The 17,967-nt window shown below is 71.1% G+C and carries 19 protein-coding genes; 15 read left to right on the forward strand and 4 right to left on the reverse strand.

Features of this window, described 5'->3' with window-relative positions:
• Nucleotides 1–185: 185 nt before the first annotated feature.
• The 3 genes from DEJ49_RS21675 to DEJ49_RS21685 form a co-directional block, all read right to left on the reverse strand.
• Nucleotides 186–845 (reverse strand): response regulator transcription factor, encoded by a 660-nt coding sequence (locus tag DEJ49_RS21675; protein ID WP_317850484.1) that lies wholly within the window; start codon nt 843–845, stop codon nt 186–188.
• 394 nt (nt 846–1,239) lie between these two features.
• Nucleotides 1,240–2,604 carry a sensor histidine kinase gene (locus DEJ49_RS21680; protein WP_150185709.1) on the reverse strand — a complete coding sequence of 455 codons (1,365 nt, stop codon included), beginning with the start codon at nt 2,602–2,604 and terminating at the stop codon, nt 1,240–1,242.
• A gap of 160 nt (nt 2,605–2,764) precedes the next feature.
• The gene (locus tag DEJ49_RS21685) at nt 2,765–3,967 is read right to left on the reverse strand and encodes a sensor histidine kinase (protein ID WP_150185710.1); all 1,203 of its coding nucleotides are present in this window, start codon (nt 3,965–3,967) and stop codon (nt 2,765–2,767) included.
• A 220-nt stretch (nt 3,968–4,187) separates the two neighbouring features.
• On the opposite strand from DEJ49_RS21685, the gene DEJ49_RS21690 reads away from it, so the two are divergent.
• From DEJ49_RS21690 to DEJ49_RS21760, 15 genes are all read left to right on the forward strand, one after another.
• Nucleotides 4,188–4,577 carry an NADH-quinone oxidoreductase subunit A gene (locus DEJ49_RS21690; RefSeq protein ID WP_150185711.1) on the forward strand — a complete coding sequence of 130 codons (390 nt, stop codon included), beginning with the start codon at nt 4,188–4,190 and terminating at the stop codon, nt 4,575–4,577.
• The gene (locus tag DEJ49_RS21695) at nt 4,568–5,227 is read left to right on the forward strand and encodes an NADH-quinone oxidoreductase subunit B (protein WP_411757183.1); all 660 of its coding nucleotides are present in this window, start codon (nt 4,568–4,570) and stop codon (nt 5,225–5,227) included. Before DEJ49_RS21690 ends, DEJ49_RS21695 begins: the two co-directional genes overlap by 10 nt.
• Nucleotides 5,224–6,360, forward strand: a complete 1,137-nt coding sequence (locus tag DEJ49_RS21700; RefSeq protein WP_190329402.1) for an NADH-quinone oxidoreductase subunit C — start codon at nt 5,224–5,226, stop codon at nt 6,358–6,360. The genes DEJ49_RS21695 and DEJ49_RS21700 overlap by 4 nt, the downstream gene beginning before the upstream one ends.
• Nucleotides 6,357–7,325, forward strand: a complete 969-nt coding sequence (locus DEJ49_RS21705; RefSeq protein WP_150185712.1) for a complex I subunit 1/NuoH family protein — start codon at nt 6,357–6,359, stop codon at nt 7,323–7,325. Before DEJ49_RS21700 ends, DEJ49_RS21705 begins: the two co-directional genes overlap by 4 nt.
• Complete coding sequence (locus DEJ49_RS21710; protein ID WP_150188377.1) at nt 7,325–7,906, forward strand: NuoI/complex I 23 kDa subunit family protein; 582 nt, start codon at nt 7,325–7,327, stop codon at nt 7,904–7,906. Before DEJ49_RS21705 ends, DEJ49_RS21710 begins: the two co-directional genes overlap by 1 nt.
• Entirely contained in the window at nt 7,903–8,478 is a 576-nt protein-coding gene (locus DEJ49_RS21715) for an NADH-quinone oxidoreductase subunit J (protein ID WP_190329403.1), read from the forward strand. The genes DEJ49_RS21710 and DEJ49_RS21715 overlap by 4 nt, the downstream gene beginning before the upstream one ends.
• Nucleotides 8,478–8,885 (forward strand): NADH-quinone oxidoreductase subunit NuoK, encoded by a 408-nt coding sequence (nuoK, locus tag DEJ49_RS21720; RefSeq protein ID WP_150185713.1) that lies wholly within the window; start codon nt 8,478–8,480, stop codon nt 8,883–8,885. The genes DEJ49_RS21715 and nuoK overlap by 1 nt, the downstream gene beginning before the upstream one ends.
• A complete protein-coding gene (locus DEJ49_RS21725; RefSeq protein WP_150185714.1) occupies nt 8,882–10,891 on the forward strand; it encodes an NADH-quinone oxidoreductase subunit L in 2,010 nt (669 codons plus the stop codon). Before nuoK ends, DEJ49_RS21725 begins: the two co-directional genes overlap by 4 nt.
• Nucleotides 10,892–10,897: 6 nt before the next feature.
• Complete coding sequence (locus tag DEJ49_RS21730) at nt 10,898–12,595, forward strand: NADH-quinone oxidoreductase subunit M (RefSeq protein ID WP_150185715.1); 1,698 nt, start codon at nt 10,898–10,900, stop codon at nt 12,593–12,595.
• Entirely contained in the window at nt 12,592–14,133 is a 1,542-nt protein-coding gene (locus tag DEJ49_RS21735) for an NADH-quinone oxidoreductase subunit N (RefSeq protein ID WP_150185716.1), read from the forward strand. Before DEJ49_RS21730 ends, DEJ49_RS21735 begins: the two co-directional genes overlap by 4 nt.
• 148 nt (nt 14,134–14,281) lie before the next feature.
• Nucleotides 14,282–15,145 (forward strand): zinc metalloprotease HtpX, encoded by an 864-nt coding sequence (htpX, locus tag DEJ49_RS21740; protein WP_150185717.1) that lies wholly within the window; start codon nt 14,282–14,284, stop codon nt 15,143–15,145.
• The gene (locus tag DEJ49_RS21745) at nt 15,142–15,537 is read left to right on the forward strand and encodes a YccF domain-containing protein (RefSeq protein WP_150185718.1); all 396 of its coding nucleotides are present in this window, start codon (nt 15,142–15,144) and stop codon (nt 15,535–15,537) included. The genes htpX and DEJ49_RS21745 overlap by 4 nt, the downstream gene beginning before the upstream one ends.
• 408 nt (nt 15,538–15,945) lie before the next feature.
• Nucleotides 15,946–16,380, forward strand: coding sequence for a barstar family protein (locus DEJ49_RS21750; protein ID WP_150185719.1), 435 nt, complete (start codon nt 15,946–15,948; stop codon nt 16,378–16,380).
• Between the two features lie 54 nt (nt 16,381–16,434).
• A complete protein-coding gene (locus DEJ49_RS21755; RefSeq protein WP_150185720.1) occupies nt 16,435–16,965 on the forward strand; it encodes an SMI1/KNR4 family protein in 531 nt (176 codons plus the stop codon).
• 119 nt (nt 16,966–17,084) lie between these two features.
• Complete coding sequence (locus DEJ49_RS21760) at nt 17,085–17,351, forward strand: GlsB/YeaQ/YmgE family stress response membrane protein (RefSeq protein ID WP_150185721.1); 267 nt, start codon at nt 17,085–17,087, stop codon at nt 17,349–17,351.
• Between the two features lie 92 nt (nt 17,352–17,443).
• Here DEJ49_RS21760 and DEJ49_RS21765 read toward each other — a convergent pair whose 3' ends face one another.
• Nucleotides 17,444–17,932, reverse strand: coding sequence for a YajQ family cyclic di-GMP-binding protein (locus DEJ49_RS21765; protein WP_055564526.1), 489 nt, complete (start codon nt 17,930–17,932; stop codon nt 17,444–17,446).
• Nucleotides 17,933–17,967: the final 35 nt, after the last annotated feature.

Below are 17,967 nucleotides of genomic sequence, written 5' to 3' on the forward strand. Positions count from 1 at the left end.
GTGTCCGGCGGCGCCCCCCTATGGCCCTGACGGGGGGTCCGACGGCACCCGATCGGCGCTCCAGTGGCGCCCGACCGGGGCTGTGGTCACAGGCCCGGACCGGCGTATTCCGCTGGCTTCCGCGTGTATCTGACGCGTGCATCCACGCGTGCATCCATGTATGCATCTGACGGGGTGTCAGTTATTTATGAGTTGAGGTAAGTGAGGACCGCAAGCACACGGCGGTGATCCCCGTCGCTCGGCGAAAGTCCGAGCTTCAGGAAGATGTTGCTCACGTGCTTCTCGACGGCGCCGTCGCTCACGACGAGCTGGCGGGCGATCGCCGAGTTGGTCCTTCCTTCGGCCATGAGGCCGAGTACCTCGCGTTCGCGTGGAGTAAGCCCCGCGAGCACATCTTGCTTTCGGCTGCGGCCGAGGAGCTGCGCGACGACCTCCGGGTCGAGCGCCGTGCCGCCGTCCGCCACGCGCACCACGGCGTCGACGAACTCCCGCACCTCGGCGACGCGGTCCTTGAGCAGATAGCCCACGCCGCGGCTCGAACCGGCGAGCAGTTCGGTGGCGTACTGCTCCTCGACGTACTGCGAAAGGACCAGGACCCCGAGGCCGGGGTGCTGGTGACGCAGGTACACGGCGGCGCGCACGCCCTCGTCGGTGTGGGTCGGCGGCATCCGCACGTCGGCGACGACCACGTCGGGCAGTGTGTTCTGCGCGGCGAGATCGGTGATCGTCTTGATCAGGGCGTCGGCGTCTCCCACGCCGGCGACCACGTCGTGCCCGCGGTCGGTCAGCAACCGGGTCAGGCCCTCCCTGAGCAGCACTGAATCCTCGGCGATGACCACCCGCACTTTGTCCTCCACTTTTCGGCCCCCCGGCACGTTTGGCCCCCCGGCGCCGACGCTTGGCGCCGAACACTCGGCACCCCAGTATCGCGCGCCCAAGGGGCGTCTGTGGTGCGGGGCCGTGGGGGGATGTGCGTACTCGCCATCCCTACGCCGCGTCGGGCGTCTCTGCACGTCATGGGTGGCTCGGTGCTCCGTGCGCACATCCCCCCACGTCCCCTCCGGCGCGCTCGCGGGTGCCGGGGCGTGGGGGTGCCGGGGCGTGGGGGTGTCGGAACGTGCGGGGCGGGGGCGGCTCCGGCTCTGGGGGGGGGGCTGGTGTGCGGCTCAGGGGCGGGCGAGGGCGGCACAGCTGCGCTCAGGCGCTGAGGTCATTTTCCGCTCAAGGCCAGAGGCCTGCTCACGCCTGGCGCCACGGGAGTTCCGCCGTGACCGTCGTCGGGCCGCCCTGCGGGGAGTCGACCACCAGGATTCCGTCGACCGCGTCGAGCCGCTCCGCGAGTCCCGCGAGGCCGGAGCCCGCCGACACGTCGGCGCCGCCCGTCCCGTTGTCGGTCACCTGGAGCATCAGCCGGTTCTCGGCCCGCCAGACGTCGACGCTCGCGTTCCGCGCCCTGCTGTGCTTGCTGATGTTCTGGAGCAGCTCGGAGACCGTGAAGTACGCGATGCCCTCGATGGCCGCCGCGGGCCGGCTCGTCAGGTCCACGTCCACCTGGACCGGCACCGTGCACCGGGCCGCCAGCGCGGAGAGGGCGGCGTCGAGACCGCGGTCGGTGAGGACTGCGGGGTGGATGCCGCGGGCCAGGTCGCGCAGCTCCTGGAGGGCCACCTTCACCTCGCCGTGCGCCTCGTCCACCATGCGCGCCGCCGCCTCCGGGTCCTCGGCCAACTTCTCCTTGGCCAGGCCCAGGTCCATGGCGAGGGCGACGAGGCGGGCCTGCGCGCCGTCGTGCAGATCGCGCTCGATGCGGCGCAGGTCGGCGGCCGCGGTGTCCACGACCACGCCCCGGTCCGACTCCAGCTCGACGACGCGCGTCGCGAGCCGCGAGGGGCCGAGCAGCCCGTACACCATCACGCGGTCCACGGTCGTCAGGGCCCGCAGGATCCACGGCGTGGCCAGCGTGACGAGGAGGCCCGTCGCGGCCGTGATGCCGATCTCGAAGGGGTTGTCGAGGTAGATGCGGTGCCCGTCGTCCCCGCCGTACAGCTGGATGCCGTCCTGCCCTCCGTACATCGGGAAGAGCCAGAACCACAGCGGGTACGTGAGCATCATCCAGCCGTACGCCCAGAAGACGATCGCCACCGTGAAGGAGAAGATCGACCACGGCAGCATCAGCAGCGAGTACAGGACGTGCCGCCAGGACGCGCCGCTCTTCAGGACCGCGCCCATGAACGCCATCGGACCGCCGCCCTTGGGGCGCAGCGGCTCCGGCGCGGAGACCTCAAGGCCGAGCAGGCCGCGCGCCCGCGTCCGCTCCAGGGCGCCGATGCCGCGGCAGCCGGCGAGACCGGCCGCGAGCACCGGGATGCCGATGAACGTGATCAGCAGGCCCACGCCGAGCGAGAGCATGGTGACGGCGAAGACGAAGGACGTGATGCCGATCGGCAGGCTCAGCATGGTGTAGCCGAACTCCCGCCACGTGCGGGCCTCGACCGGGGCGCGCAGTCCGGCGGGCAGCCGGTGTCGTCGCCGCTCCTCGACGTCGCTTCCCCGGAAGTCCGGCCGGTCCATGTGCGCGTACCCCTGTCCGTAATCCGTGGCCATCGCTGCCGTCCGTTTCTGCGTCTGTGTATTCCCGGGCTCGGGCGTGTATCCGGGCCCTGGACCCCTGGGTCGCGGCTGTCTGTCCGCCGTGCCTACAGACTCGTCGACACGGCGTTCCCGGGCCATGCAGCCGGTCGGCGTCTTGGACCGGGGGTTTTCCCTACCCCCGGACCTTGTGCGAGCCGGGCGCCGCGTCCGTCGAGCGGTCGCGCCACGGCAGCTCCGCCGTGATCGTCGTGGGGCCGCCCTCGGGCGACTCGATCACGAAGAGCCCGTCCACCGCGCCGAGCCGGTCGGCGAGCCCCGACATGCCCGTGCCGCCGTCGAGCCGCGCCCCGCCGCGCCCGTCGTCCCACACCTGGATGAGCAGCCGTTCGTCCGCCCGCCAGACGTCGACGCTCGCGTTCCGCGCCCCGCTGTGCTTGCTGATGTTCTGCAGCAGCTCGGAGACCGTGAAGTACGCGATGCCCTCGATGGCCGCCGCCGGGCGCGCCGGAAGGTCGGCGGTCACCTTCACCGGGACCGTGCAGCGCGAGGCGACCGAGGAGAGGGCGGCGTTCAGGCCGCGGTCGGTGAGGACGGCGGGGTGGATGCCGCGGGCCAGGTCGCGCAACTCCTGGAGGGCCAGCTTCACCTCGCCGTGCGCCTCGTCGACCATGGAGGCCGCGGCGTCGGGGTCCTCCAGAAGCTTCTCCTTGGCGAGGCCGAGCCCCATGGCGAGGGCGACGAGGCGTGCCTGCGCGCCGTCGTGCAGATCGCGTTCGATGCGGCGCAGGTCGGCGGCCGCGGTGTCCACGACCACGCCCCGGTCGGACTCCAGTTCGGCGATCCGCCGCTCCAACTCGTCGGAGGGCGAGAGGAGTCCGCGGACCATCGCCCGGTCCACGTTGGTGAGCCCCCGCACGATGAACGGCAGCACCGGCCAGAGCACGAAAAGCCCGGTGGAGACGACGGCGAAGGTCAGCACGCCCCAGGGCAGCCGGATGAACCCGTACAGCATGGTGCGCCAGCCCACCGGGTCCTTCAGGTTCGACCACAGCCTCCCGAGGAAACCCTGGCCCCGCCGCCCCGGCATCGGACTCGGCTCGTCCACCTGTACGCCCAGCAGTTTCCTGGCCCGCGCCCTCTCCACCCTGCCGAGGACGCGCGCGCCGAGCAGCCCCATCGCGAGCAGCGGCAGACCGATCACGGTCACCGTCATGGCGACGCCGACGGACACCACGCTCACCGCGTAGACGAACCCGACGATCCCCATCGGCAGGTTCACCAGGAGGTGGACGATCTCCTTCCAGGTGTACGTGTCGTACGCGAAGCGCGCGGGCGGCGGGCGGTCGTCGTGCAGAGGCATGGTGCGTGCGGTCATACGCGCTAGGGTGCCCGGCCCGCCGCCGCGGCGCCATGAGGGCGGCCGCCCGGACGGCCGGGGGATAACCCCACCCCGAGGGCGATCGATGCGTGACGCCCCGCTTACCGAATGCGTGACGCTCTGCTTACCGAACCTTTAGCAGGCCCTAGACTCCCGTGCGTACAGATCGTCGAAAAGGGCCAGGAAGGTCAAGGAGTCCAGGGAGTGAGGGGCTGACGTGCACGTGACGAATGTCGCGGCGAGCTACTACCAGTCGTACTCCGTCGTCGGACTGCTCGCCGTCGTCGGCGTGCTGTTCGTCGCAGTGGCCTTCGGCGCGGGGCGGCTGCTGCGGCCCGTGGTGCCGACCCCGGAGAAGCTCCTGACGTACGAGTGCGGCGTCGACCCCGTCGGCGAGGGCTGGGCCCACACCCAGGTCCGCTACTACGTCTACGCGTTCCTCTACGTGATCTTCGCCGTCGACTCGATCTTCCTCTTCCCCTGGGCGACGATCTTCGCCGCGCCCGGCTACGGCGCGACGACGCTCGTGGAGATGTTCGTCTTCCTCGGCTTCCTCGCCGTGGGCCTGCTGTACGCATACAAGAAGGGCGTCCTGACGTGGACGTGACCCCGGAGACCAACGGGCAGCCCGCACCGCAGCCTGTTGTGCCACCCGCTGCGCAACCCGCCGCGCAGCCCGTGCTGCTTCCCGAGCCGAAGCGGCTGGGCGCGCTCGCCCGGCTCGCCCCCGAACCCATGAAGGTGGTCCTCAACTGGGGCCGCCGCTACTCCCTCTGGGTCTTCAACTTCGGCCTCGCCTGCTGCGCCATCGAATTCATCGCCGCGTCCATGGCGCGGCACGACTTCATCCGGCTCGGCGTCATCCCCTTCGCACCCGGGCCGCGCCAGGCCGACCTGATGGTCGTGTCCGGCACGGTCACGGACAAGATGGCGCCCGCGGTGAAGCGCCTGTACGAGCAGATGCCCGAGCCGAAGTACGTCATCTCCTTCGGCGCCTGCTCGAACTGCGGCGGCCCCTACTGGGACTCGTACTCCGTGACCAAGGGCGTCGACCAGATCATCCCGGTCGACGTGTACGTCCCCGGGTGCCCGCCCCGCCCCGAGGCGCTGCTCCAGGGCATCCTCAAGCTCCAGGAGAAGATCGCGCGCGAGTCGCTGGGGGAGCGGTACGGCAACGGTTCCGGCGCCCGCCCCTCGGCGGCCGCCCTGCAGAGCGGCCTCGTGCGGCCGCCCGCACCGGGGGAGGGCACGGCATGACCGGCTGGCTGCCGAGCCCCGTCGAGGAGCTCTTCGGCGCGGAGGCGACGGCCGAGGAGTCGTACGACGTCCTGACGGTCGACGTCCCCGCGTCCTCCTGGGTCACGGCCCTCGACACCGCCCGCACCACGCTCGCCTGCACCTACTTCGACTGGCTGAGCGCGGTCGACGAACCCGGCACGGGCTTCCGCGTCGCCGCCCACGTGGTCGCGCTCTCTCCCGTACGCCGCCTCCTCATCCGCACGACGGTCGCCCACGACGCCCCGGTGCTCGCCTCCGCGGTCGACGTGTACGCGGGCGCCGCCTGGCACGAGCGCGAGACCCACGAGATGTTCGGCGTGACGTTCGAGGGCCACCCCGGACTGACCCCGCTGCTCCTGCCCGAGAGCTTCGAGGGCCACCCCCTCCGCAAGGACTTCGTGCTCGCGGCCCGCGTCGCGAAGGCCTGGCCGGGCGCCAAGGAGCCGGGCGAGTCGGAGCACGGCGGCCCGAAGCGCCGCCAGATGCTGCCGCCCGGCGTCCCCGACCCGAACGAGTGGGGCCCCCTCAAGGGCCAGCTCCCGGCGGCCCCGGCCCGCCCGGCCCGTGGCGCGGGCCGCGCGGCGGGTGCGGGGGCCGGTCCTCGTGCGGGCGCGGGTGCCGGTCCTCGTGCGGGCGCGGGTGCGGGTCCTCGTGCCGGTGCGGGTGAGCGCCCGCCCCGCAGGACACGCTCGGTCAGCCAGGGCTCGGTCAGCCAGGGCTCGGTCAGCCAGGGCTCGGCGAGCCAGGCGGTTCCCGAAGCGCAAGCGCAGCCCGAGGCGACGCAAGAGACCCCTGAGGCGACGCGACCGACTCCGGAGGCCCCTGCCCGCCCCGCGCGCCGCACCCGCAGCGCGAGCCAGGGCTCGGCCTCCCAACGAGCGGCCACCCCGGAACCGACAACTCCGGAACCGGCCGCCCCAGAACCGACGGCCGCCCCCGAGCCGAAGTCCGACGCCCCGTGGCACCACGCCCGTCCGGCGTTCGAGGACCCGGAACAGCCGAAGCGCAAGCCGCAGTCAGAGACCCCCCGAACCGGGGAAGCCGGAGACACCAGGGAAGCCGGAGAGACCGGAGACACCGGAGACACCGGCACCACCGGAGGCACCGAGTGAACGACGCCCTCGACGTCGCCCTGCGCCTCGTCATCGTCTTCGCCGTGTTCCTGGTCCTCCCCCTCGTCATCGGCCAGACCGAGCACAAGGTCATGGCCCACATGCAGGGCCGCCTCGGCCCGATGCACGCGGGCGGCTTCCACGGCTGGGCGCAACTCGTGGCCGACGGCGTCAAGTTCGCCCAGAAGGAAGACGTCGTCCCGGCCGAGGCCGACCGCCGTGTCTTCCAGCTGGCGCCCGCGATCGCCCTGCTGCCCTACCTCCTCGTCCTGATCGCCATCCCGATCGGCCCCGACGAGGGCGCGGTCGGCGAGGTCGTCGACGCGGGCATCTTCTTCGTGCTCGCGGTGATGGGCGTCGGCGTACTCGGCTCGCTCATGGCCGGCTGGGCCAGCGCCAACAAGTTCTCCCTCCTCGGCGGCCTCCGCACCGCCGCGCAGCTCCTCGCGTACGAGCTCCCGATGCTGCTCGCCGCCGCGTCCGTCGCGATGGCCTCGGGCACGGTCTCGCTGCCCGGCATCGTCGACGCCTTCGAGTGGTGGTGGCTGCCCTGGCAGATCGTCGGCGCGCTCGTGTTCTTCGTCGCGGGCCTCGCCGAACTCCAGCGCCCGCCCTTCGACATGCCGGTCGCCGACTCCGAGATCATCTTCGGCGCCTACACCGAGTACACGGGCCTGCGCTTCGCCCTCTTCCTCCTCGCCGAGTACGCCGGAATCGTCGTCCTGTGCGGCCTCACCACCGTCCTCTTCCTGGGCGGCTGGCACGGCCCGTGGGGCGCCGACGGCCTCGGCTGGGTCTGGACCCTGCTGAAGACGGCCGTCCTCGCCTTCGTCGTGATCTGGCTCCGCGTGTCCTACCCCCGTCTCCGCGAGGACCAGCTCCAGAAGCTCTCCTGGACCCTCCTCGTCCCGCTCGCCCTCGCGCAGATCGCGCTCACCGGAATCGTGAAGGTGGCGATCAACTGATGCCCCCGATCCCAGGCTCGGGCCTCGCCAAGGGCCTCGCCGTCACCCTGCGCACGATGACGAAGAAGACCGTCACCGAGCAGTACCCCGAGCACCAGCCCGAACTGCCGCCCCGCACCCGCGGCGTCATCGGCCTCTTCGAGGAGAACTGCACGGTCTGCATGCTCTGCGCCCGTGAATGCCCCGACTGGTGCATCTACATCGACTCCCACAAGGAGACGGTCCCGCCCGCCGCCCCCGGCGGACGCGAGCGCAGCCGTAACGTCCTCGACCGCTTCGCCATCGACTTCGCCCTCTGCATGTACTGCGGCATCTGCATCGAGGTCTGCCCCTTCGACGCCCTCTTCTGGTCGCCCGAGTTCGAGTACGCCGAGACCGACATCCACGAGCTCACCCACGAGCGCGACAAGCTCCGCGAGTGGATGTGGACCGTCCCGGCCCCGCCCGCCCTGGACCCCGCCGCCGAAGAACCGAAGGAACTCGCCGCCGCGCGCAAGACGGCCGAGAAACTGGCCGCTGCCCAGGAACTGGCCGCAGCCGAGGAACTCGCCGCGGCCGAGGCGAAGGGCGAGGAGTCGTGACCATCGCCACCGAGACAATCGCCGCCGAAACACAGGGCTTCCTGTCCCCGACGGGCGTCGAGATCGCCTTCCTGCTGGTCGGTCTCGTCACCCTCGGCGCGGCCGTCATCACGGTCACGACCCGGCAGCTGGTGCACGCCGCGCTGTGGCTGGTGGTCGCGCTCGGCGGGCTCGCCGTCGAGTACCTCCTCCTGACCGCCGAGTTCATCGCCTGGGTCCAGGTCCTCATCTACGTCGGATCCGTCGTCGTCCTCCTCCTCTTCGGACTGATGCTCACCCGGGCGCCCATCGGCCGTTCCCCGGAGGCCGATTCGGGCAACCGCCCGGTCGCGCTCGCGGTGGCCCTCGTCGCCGCGGCCGCCCTGGTCTGGGTCGTCGTGGACGCGTTCCGCACCACGGTGATCGACCTGGACGGCGCCGCCCATGGCTCCACCGACGTGACCGGCTCGATCCTCTTCCGGCACTGGGTGCTGCCCTTCGAGGCCCTCTCGGTCCTCCTCCTCGCCGCCCTCGTCGGCGCGATCGTCCTGTCCCGCAAGAACACCGCCCAGGACCAGGAGGAGAACAACTGATGCACCTCCACCTCGCCTACCCCGCGGTCCTTGCCGTCCTCCTCTTCTGCGTCGGCCTGTACGGCGTACTCGCCCGGCGCAACGCGATCCTGGTCCTGATGTCCGTCGAGCTGATGCTCAACGCCGTCAACCTCAACCTCGTCGCCTTCGACGTCTGGCTCCGCGACTCCCTCCACGCCGGCCAGGCCCTGACCCTCTTCACCATCGCCATCGCCGCCGCCGAGATCGGCATCGGCCTCGCGATCGTCCTGGCGGTCTACCGCAACCGCGGCAGCTCCGCCGTCGACGACCTCCGCGACACCGCCGAGCACCCGGACGACGACCCCGGCGACGGTGACGGCGACGACGGCCCGGGCGACACCGACGCAGAGGCCGCACCGGCGCAGAAGGCTGAGGCCACCGCGTGACCACGACCACCCTCGCCGTCCTCGTCCCCCTCCTTCCGTTCCTGGGCGCGGCCGCGGGCCTGCTCCTCGGCCGGCGCGTCCCCGGTCTCGTACGCCCCCTCGCGGTGCTGCCCACGCTGACGGCGCTCCTGCTCGCCGTGCTCGTGGCGGTCCGTCAGGGGGGCGGCGCCGGCGGCGGAACGGCTCCGGTCGACGCCGCCACCGAGCTCACCCCGACCGGCTCGGTCCCCATCGACCTCGCCCTGCACGTCGACGGCTTCGCCGCCCTCGTCGCCGTCCTGGTCGGCGTCGTCGCGTCGTGCGTGCAGATCTACTCGACGGGCTACCTTCGCGAGGACCCGCGCTACCCCTCGTACGCCGCACTCGTCTCCCTCTTCACCTCCGCGATGCTGCTCGTCGTCTACTCCGGCGACCTGATGGTGCTCCTGGTCGGCTGGGAGGTCATGGGCATCTGCTCGTACTTCCTGGTCGGCCACTACTGGGAGACCCCCGAGGCGCGCGCCGCCTCCCTCAAGGCCTTCCTCGTCACCAAGCTCGGCGACGTCCCCTTCCTGATCGGCCTGTTCGCTCTCGCCGCCGACACGGGCTCCTTCCGCATCACGACGATCCTGTCGACGGTCGCGGACAACGGCCTGGACCACCCGACGCTGATCGCCCTGCTGCTGCTCGCGGGCGTCGCCGGCAAGTCCGCGCAGTTCCCGCTCCACACCTGGCTGCCCGACGCGATGGCGGGCCCCACGCCCGTCTCCGCGCTGATCCACGCCGCGACGATGGTCGCCGCCGGTGTCTACTTCGTGGCCCGGCTCCTCCCCGTCTTCGCCCTCTCCGGCGCGGCCCTGGTCGTCCTCGCCGTCATGGCCGCCGTCACCATGGCCGGGTCGGCCCTCGCCGCGCTCGCCCAGGACGACATCAAGCGCGTCCTCGCGTACTCGACGATCGGTCAGCTCGGCTACATGACCGGTGCCCTCGCCGTCGGCGACCGCGGTGCCGCCGTCTTCCACCTCCTGTCGCACGGCGCCTTCAAGGCGCTCCTGTTCCTCGCGGCCGGCGTGATCATCTACGCCGCCGGCACCAACTCGCTGGCCGCCATGTCGCGCATGAGCGGCCTGCGCGACCGCATCCCCGACGCGTACTGGACGATGACCGTGGCGCTCCTCGCGCTCGCCGCGATCCCGCCGTTCAGCGGCTTCTTCTCCAAGGAGGCCGTGCTCGGCGCCGCCGAGCACACGGCCACCGGCCACGCCGAGTCCGTGCCCACCGCGGCGGGCTGGATCGTCCTCGTCGCCGGTCTGCTCACCGCCCTCCTCACCGCCGCCTACGCGACGCGTCTGTGGCTCCTCGCCTTCCACGGCCGGGGAGCGCAGGCCCCCGACCACGGGCGCCAGCCCGTCGCCATGACCGCCGTGCTCTGGGTGCTCGCCGTGCCCTCCCTCGCCTTCGGTCTCGCCGTCGGAGCCCTGCCGGACTGGTTCGACGGTCACTCGCTCGCCCCGACGCTCACCACCTCCGTGCTCGGCACGGGCGTCGCGCTCGTCGGCGGCCTGGTCACCTACGGCGCGTGGCGGCACACCACGGCACTCGCCGCCCGCGTCCCGATGGGCGCGGTCGCCGCGACCCCGGACGGCGACGGCGCCCAGGTCGAGGCGGAGGCCATCGCCACCCACACGCCCGCGTACGGAGACATCGCCTCGGCACCGGACCCGGCCGACCCCGGCCGTCTGCTGCTCGGCCCGCTGCACCGGCACGCGGCCGCCGGCTTCCACCTCGACGCCGTCTACACCGTGCTGTTCGTACGCCCCGTCCGCGCCGCGGCCAGCCTGGTCCGCTTCCTGGACCGCGAGGTCGTCGAGACGTACGTGCGCGGCGCGGGCGCCGCACCCCGCTGGCTCGGCGCGGCCGTCCGCCGCGTGCAGACCGGCAACGTGCAGACCTACCTGAGCGCGCTGCTCGCAGGCACGGTCGTCCTGGCCGTCGCCGCCGTCCTCGTCGCCACCGCCGGAGCGTGAGCAGCCGTGATCGGTATCAGTGAGTCCGTGATGCAGTTTCTTCTGGCGTTGATCGTCGTCGGTCCGCTCATCGGCGCCGTGGCCGCTCTGCTGCCCGCCCCGCCCGGGCTGAAGGGAAAGTCGCCCGACCAGGCCGTGCTGCGCCACGGCGTCACCGTGACCGGCGTGATCCTGCTCGCCGCGATCGTCCTCGCGCTCGGCTTCGACCACGACCAGCCGTCAAAGATGCAGGCCACGACCGATATCAGCTGGATCCCCGCACTCGACGTGCGCATCCATCTCGGCATCGACGGCATCTCGCTCCCCCTTCTGGTCCTGACCGCGCTGCTGACGTTCCTCTGCGCGCTGTACTCCTACTTCAAAATGCCGGCCGGGCCTTCCCCCAAGGCCTTCGTCGCACTGATCCTCATGCTCGAGTCCGGCACCCTCGCGACCTTCGCCGTCCTCGATCTGCTGCTGTTCTTCCTGGCGTTCGAGATGGTGCTCATCCCGATGTACTTCCTCATCGCCCGCTGGGGCGGTGAGCAACGGGTCCAGGCCGCCTGGAAGTTCATCCTCTACACGCTGCTCGGCTCCGTCGTCATGCTGCTGGGCCTGCTCCTCATCGGGCTCAAGTCCGGCACATTCGACATGGTGGCACTCGCCACTGACAACGGCCGGGGCCTGACCACATCCGTGCAGGTCATCGCGGTTCTGGCGATCGGGATCGGGCTCGCGGTCAAGACGCCGATGTGGCCGCTGCACAGCTGGCTGCCCGACGCCCACACCGCCGCGCCCACCGTCGGATCGGTGCTGCTGGCCGGTGTCATGCTGAAGATGGGTACGTACGGGTTCGTCCGGATCATCCTGCCCGTCGCGCCGGACGGAATGCGGGAGTTCGCCCCGTACCTCGCGGCCTTCGCGGTCGTCGGCATCATCTACGGATCCCTGGCCTGCCTCGCGCTCGCCAAGCAGGGCGCGAAGGGCGACCTCAAGCGCCTCATCGCGTACTCGTCCGTCGGCCACATGGGCTTCGTCCTGCTCGGCATCTCGACGATGAGCCCCACCGGCGTGAACGGCGCCCTGTTCGCCAACATCGCCCACGGCCTCATCACCGGCCTGCTCTTCTTCCTGGTCGGCGCGCTGAAGGACCGTACCGGCACGACCGACCTCGACACCCTCGCGCAGGGCTCCGGCGCCGCGCTCTACGGCAAGGCGCCACGCCTCGGCGGACTCCTCGCCTTCGGCGCCGTCGCCTCGCTCGGCCTGCCGGGCCTCGCCGGGTTCTGGGGCGAAATGCTCGCGCTGTTCGGTGCTTTCGAGCCCGCGGCGGACCTGAGCCGGCCCGCCTTCCTCACCTTCATGGCGATCGCCGCCTTCGGCACCCTGCTCACCGCCGCGTACATGCTCATCGTCGTACGCCGTGTCTGCATGGGCCCGACGCCGCGGCCCACGACCGAGGAGCCCCCGCACGGGGAGCTCGCCGCCGAACCCCTGCACGGCGGGTCCGCCGCGGCATCCGCGCACGGCGAGCCCGTCGGCGAACCCGCGCCCAGGGCCCTCGTCGGCGTCCGCGCCCGCGAGCTCCCCGACGTCCGCGGTTACGAGCTCGCCGCCTGGACCCCGCTCGTCGCCCTCACCGTCCTCGCCGGACTCTGGCCCGCGGCTCTCCTCGGCCTGACCGACCCGGCCGTGCAGAAGCTCCTCACTGGAGGCAAGTCGTGACCGTGGCCGCCGAAAGCGCCGCAAGCCTCGTCCAGTCCGTCGACTGGCTCGCGATCGCACCGCCGACCATCGCCGCTGTCGTCGGCCTCGTCGTGCTCGTCGCCGATCTCTTCTTGAAGGACGGCAAGAAGGCGCTCCTCGGCTGGATCTCCGTGGCGGGTCTGGCCGCCGCCGCGCTCGCCCTGCTGCCGCTCCTGAACGACGACCGTTCGACCTTCTGCCTCACCGGCGGCGGCACGCACGCGTGCAGCTACTCCGCCGACCGCTTCACCCTCGTCATCCAGCTCCTCGTGCTCGTCGGCGCCCTGCTCGCCGCCCTGCTCTCGATGAGCACCCTCAAGGACTCCGGCGACGAACTGCCCGCAGGGGAGTACTGGTTCCTGCTGCTGTCGTCCGCGGCGGGCGCCGCCCTGCTCCCCGCATCGCGGGACCTCGCGACGCTCGTCGTCGCTCTCGAAGTGGCCTCCCTCCCGGCGTTCGCCCTTGTCGGCCTCAAGCGAGGCGACAAGCGCTCCTCCGAAGCGGCCCTGAAGTTCTTCCTCTCCTCGGTCACCGCGACCGCGGTGAGCCTCATGGGCGTCAGCTTCGTATACGCGGCCACCGGCACCCTGCACCTCACGGAGATCGCCACTGAGCTGCAGGACCTGCAGAACATCGACGGCCAGCTGCACACCCTCGCGCAGACGGGCGTCGCCCTCACCCTCGTCGGCTTCGCCTTCAAGGTGGCCGCTGTGCCCTTCCACTTCTGGGTGCCCGACACCTACGTAGGCGCGCCGCTGCCCGTCGCCGCCTACCTCTCGGTCGTCGGAAAGGCCGTCGGCTTCACCGGCCTCATCCTCGTCACCGTCGTCGCCTTCCCGTCGTACGCGGACGTCTGGGGCCCGGCGCTCGCCGTCCTGGCCGCGCTCACCATGACCGCGGGCAACGTGGCGGCCCTGCGCCAGCAGGCCACGCGCGCGTACAGCGCGGTGCGCCTCCTCGCCTGGTCCTCGGTCGGCCAGGCCGGCTACCTCCTGGTGCCGATCGCCGCCGCCGGTTACGCCGACGACACCGCCGACGCCGAGAAGGCCATCGGTTCCACCGTCGCCTACGCCCTGATGTACGCGGCCGTGAACCTCGGCGCCTTCGCCGTGGCCGCTCTCGTCGGCCGCACGCAGCACCTGAACCGCGTCAGCGACTACCGCGGGCTGTACGCGCGCAAGCCCCTGGCCGCGCTCGTCCTCGGCTTCTTCCTGCTCTGCCTGGCCGGCCTGCCGCCCGGCATCATCGGCCTCTTCGCGAAGGTCACGGTCTTCTCGGCCGCCGTCGACGCAGGCCTGGGCTGGCTCGCCGTCGTGATGGCCGCGAACGTGGTGATCGCCCTCTTCTACTACCTCCAATGGACCGCGCTCCTGTTCCGCGCCCCCAAGGGGGAGCCGGTCGAACACCGCGTCCCCGCCCCGCTCACCGCGGCCATCGCGCTCACGGCGGTCCTCGGGGTCGCCCTCTCCGGAGCGCCCCAGCTGATCCTGAGGTTCTCGGACACCGGCCTGTTCTGAGCCGTCACCCGCGCGGCCTACATCGCTCATGCGTGCACAAGGGAACTAGTGCTCCCCGCCTGGCGTTGACCAGTACGGGAGGGTCCACTGAACAGTGGAAGCACCAGTCAGCAGAGGGTTCCCCCACGCACCACCAGGAGGGCGTACCGTGCACCGCCGGCACAACGGATTGAAGACCGCCGTACTCCTCGGGGGACTGTCCGCGCTCATCCTTGTCATCGGCAGTTTCTTCGGGCGTACGGGCCTGATCGTCGCGCTGTTCGTGGCGCTCGGCACCAACGCGTACGCGTACTGGAACAGCGACAAGCTCGCCCTGCGCGCCATGCGTGCCCGCCCGGTGAGCGAATTCGAGGCCCCCGAGCTCTACCGCATGGTCCGCGAGCTCTCCACCCAGGCCCGCCAGCCCATGCCCCGGCTGTACATCTCGCCCACCGAGGCGCCGAACGCGTTCGCGACGGGCCGCAACCCCCGCAACGCGGCGGTGTGCTGCACCGACGGCATCCTGCGGCTCCTCGACGAGCGCGAGCTGCGCGGCGTCATCGGCCACGAGCTCAGCCACGTCTACAACCGGGACATCCTGATCTCCTCCGTCGCGGGCGCCCTCGCGTCCGTGATCATGTTCCTGGTCAACTTCGCCTGGCTGATCCCCGTCGGCCGCTCGAACGACAACGACGGACCCGGCATCTTCGGGATGCTCCTGATCATGCTGCTCGGCCCGCTGGCGGCCTCCATCATCCAGCTCGCGATCAGCCGCTCCAGGGAGTACGAGGCCGACGCGTCCGGCGCACAGCTCACCGGCGATCCCCTCGCCCTCGCGAGCGCGCTGCGTAAACTCGAAACGGGGACGAAGCAGTTGCCGCTGCCGCCCGAGCCCCGTCTCGAGACGGCGAGTCACATGATGATCGCGAATCCCTTCCGTCCGGGACAGGGCATGTCCAAGATGTTCTCCACGCACCCGCCGATGGCGGAGCGCATCGCCCGACTCGAGCAGATGGCAGGTCGCCAACAGTGAAGACAATCCTCAACGTCATATGGCTCGTCCTCTGCGGCTTCTGGATGTTCCTGGGGTACCTCCTGGCGGGCCTGCTGCTCTGCATCACCATCATCGGCATCCCGTTCGGCCTGGCCAGCTTCCGCATCGGCCGCTATGCGCTGTGGCCCTTCGGGTACACGACGGTCGAGCGCCGCGACGCGGGCGCACCCTCGTGCGTGGGCAACGTCCTGTGGCTGATCCTCGCCGGCTGGTGGCTGGCCATCGGCCACATCGTCACGGGTGTCCTGCTCTGCGTCACGATCATCGGCATCCCTCTGGGCGTCGCCAACTTCAAGCTGATCCCCGTCTCGCTGCTGCCGCTCGGCCGCGACATCGTCCGCACCGACCAGCCGTTCGCCGCGCGCTACTAGGCCTGCGCCGGAGCCGAAGTACGCTCTCGCCGCGTACGACCCGGAGGTCGCCCCGTACGACGAGATCTGGGCGCTCTGCGCGGACGCGAAGCACCTGTTCGCCGACCAACTCCCGGACCGGCCGCACCGGCACGAAGAACGTGACGCCCCGTCGGACGCGCTGACAGAACCCCCGGTACGGCTGCTCGGCTGCGCACCGCGCGGGGCCCTCAGAGACGCGCTGGAGTCCGGCAGAGGCGACCTCGGTCACGACCGGGTGCTGCGCCTGGGGAGGCCGGGGCGGCCCCTGCGGCACGCCGTGGAGGGCGAAGTCGTCGCCTGGATCCCCTCCGCGCGCGGACGTGGCCTGGTCGACTTCGCCCTGGACCCCTGGACCCCTGGACCCTGCGGCCGTCACGCGCCGCCGGAATGGCCTGGGACGCCTGGTGGTCCGGCCGACCCACGGAACCCAACCTCTGGGCGCGCGACGGCACGGGCGCGGAGGGCCGGTCCCACTGGCTGGCCATCGCGCGCGAGCACGCGAAACAACACACCCCGGCCGACGCCCCCGACCCCACTTACCACCTCGACGGCCGCCACATCACCGATGAACCCGCCTTCTACCGCGCACTCGGCGAGGCGGTGCACGGCCCCGGAGGCTACGCCGGACGAAGCGCGGACACGCTCGCTGACTGCCTCCGCCGAACCACGGACACCCCGTCACCCCGCACCCTGGCCTGGCACACCGCGCACACGGCCCGAACCTGCCTGGGTGTCACGCCCCGCACCGACGACCGCACACGGACCTTCGAGGAACTCCTGTCCCTGCTGAGGCAGATGAACATCGAGATGGTCCTGGCCTAGCGGCCCGCCCGCCGCCCGGGCGGGATTGTCAGTGCCGTGGTCCACGATGAACTCATGACCGACGCCGAGCAGTTGCTGACCCGCATCGCCGCCGAGGCACGCGCCACCCGCCCCTGGGGCTGGGACTCCCTGCCCGCCCCCGTGGACGCGGACACGCTGGCCCGCGCGGAGGCGTCCCTGGGCTTCACCCTGCCGCCCCTGCTCGCCGCGCTCTACACCCGCATAGGAGACGGCGGATTCGGCCCGGAGTACGGCCTGTTGCCGCTGCTCGAAGGCAAGTCGTCCGGAGGCGAGCCGGCCGTCGTCGAGAAGTACCTCGCGATGCGCGAATCGGACTGGGGCTGGCCCGAGGGCGTGCTGCCGATATCCCACTGGGGCTGCGCGATGTACGCGTGCGTGGACTGCCGCACGGCCGACGGGCAGGTCCTGCTCTTCGAGCCCAACGGCGGCGACCCCCGGCATGCCTGGTTCGTCGACGCCCCGACCCTCACGGCCTGGCTCACCGCGTGGCTCGACGGCACGGGCTGGTACGAGGAGGAGAACGACGGCATGGACCTGGAGCCGTGGCAGGACACTCCCGGGTAGGACACCGGCTGTGGCATGCGCCGCACCTCACCGATCACCGCAACCGCGCCTCTCCGTAGTGACGTCCTACAGGGCAACAGCGCATCAAGCTCACCGCGCGGGAAAGGCCGGGTCATCACATGGGCATCATCAGCTGGGTCGTCTTGGGACTGCTGGCCGGAGCCGCCGCCAAACTGCTGCTGCCGGGACGCGACCCGGGCGGCTTCATCGGCACGACCGTCATCGGCATCGCGGGAGCCTTCGTCGGCGGCTGGATATCCGCTCGCTACCTCGACCGCCCGATCGCCGACGACTTCTACGACGGCGCCACCTGGGTGGCGGCCATCGGAGGCTCACTCGTCCTGCTCGTCGCCTACCGCATCCTCTTCGGACACTCACGGCGCTGAGACGCCGTCCCACGGTCTGCGGCCAGCAGCAAAGGGCGGGCGCCCCAGCCGGGGTGCCCGCCCTCAGTCGTCCGTACGACGGCGAACGCGACCTACCGGTAGTTCACGAACTGCACGGCGAAGTCGAAGTCCTGCCCCTTGAGCAGCGCCTGCACGGCCTGCAGGTCGTCCCGGCTCTTCGAGCTGACGCGCAGCTCGTCGCCCTGGACCTGAGCCTTGACGCCCTTGGGGCCCTCATCGCGGATGATCTTGGCGACCTTCTTCGCGTTCTCCTGGGAGATGCCCTCTTCGATCGAGGCGAAGATCTTGTACTCCTTGCCGGACAGCTGCGGCTCGCCCGCGTCCAGCGACTTCAGCGAGATGCCCCGCTTGATCAGCTTGGACTGGAAGATGTCGAGGATCGCCTTGACCCGCTCCTCGCCGTTCGCCTCCATCAGGATCTTCTCGCCGGACCAGGCGATCGACGCGCCCGTGCCCTTGAAGTCGTAGCGCTGCGAGATCTCCTTGGCGGCCTGGTTGAGGGCGTTGTCGACCTCCTGCCGCTCGACCTTCGAGACGATGTCGAAACTGGAGTCGGCCATGTCCTGTGGCTCCTTGTATCGGGGTATGCGTACTC

The organism is Streptomyces venezuelae (assembly GCF_008642335.1).
Classification (GTDB): domain Bacteria; phylum Actinomycetota; class Actinomycetes; order Streptomycetales; family Streptomycetaceae; genus Streptomyces; species Streptomyces venezuelae_F.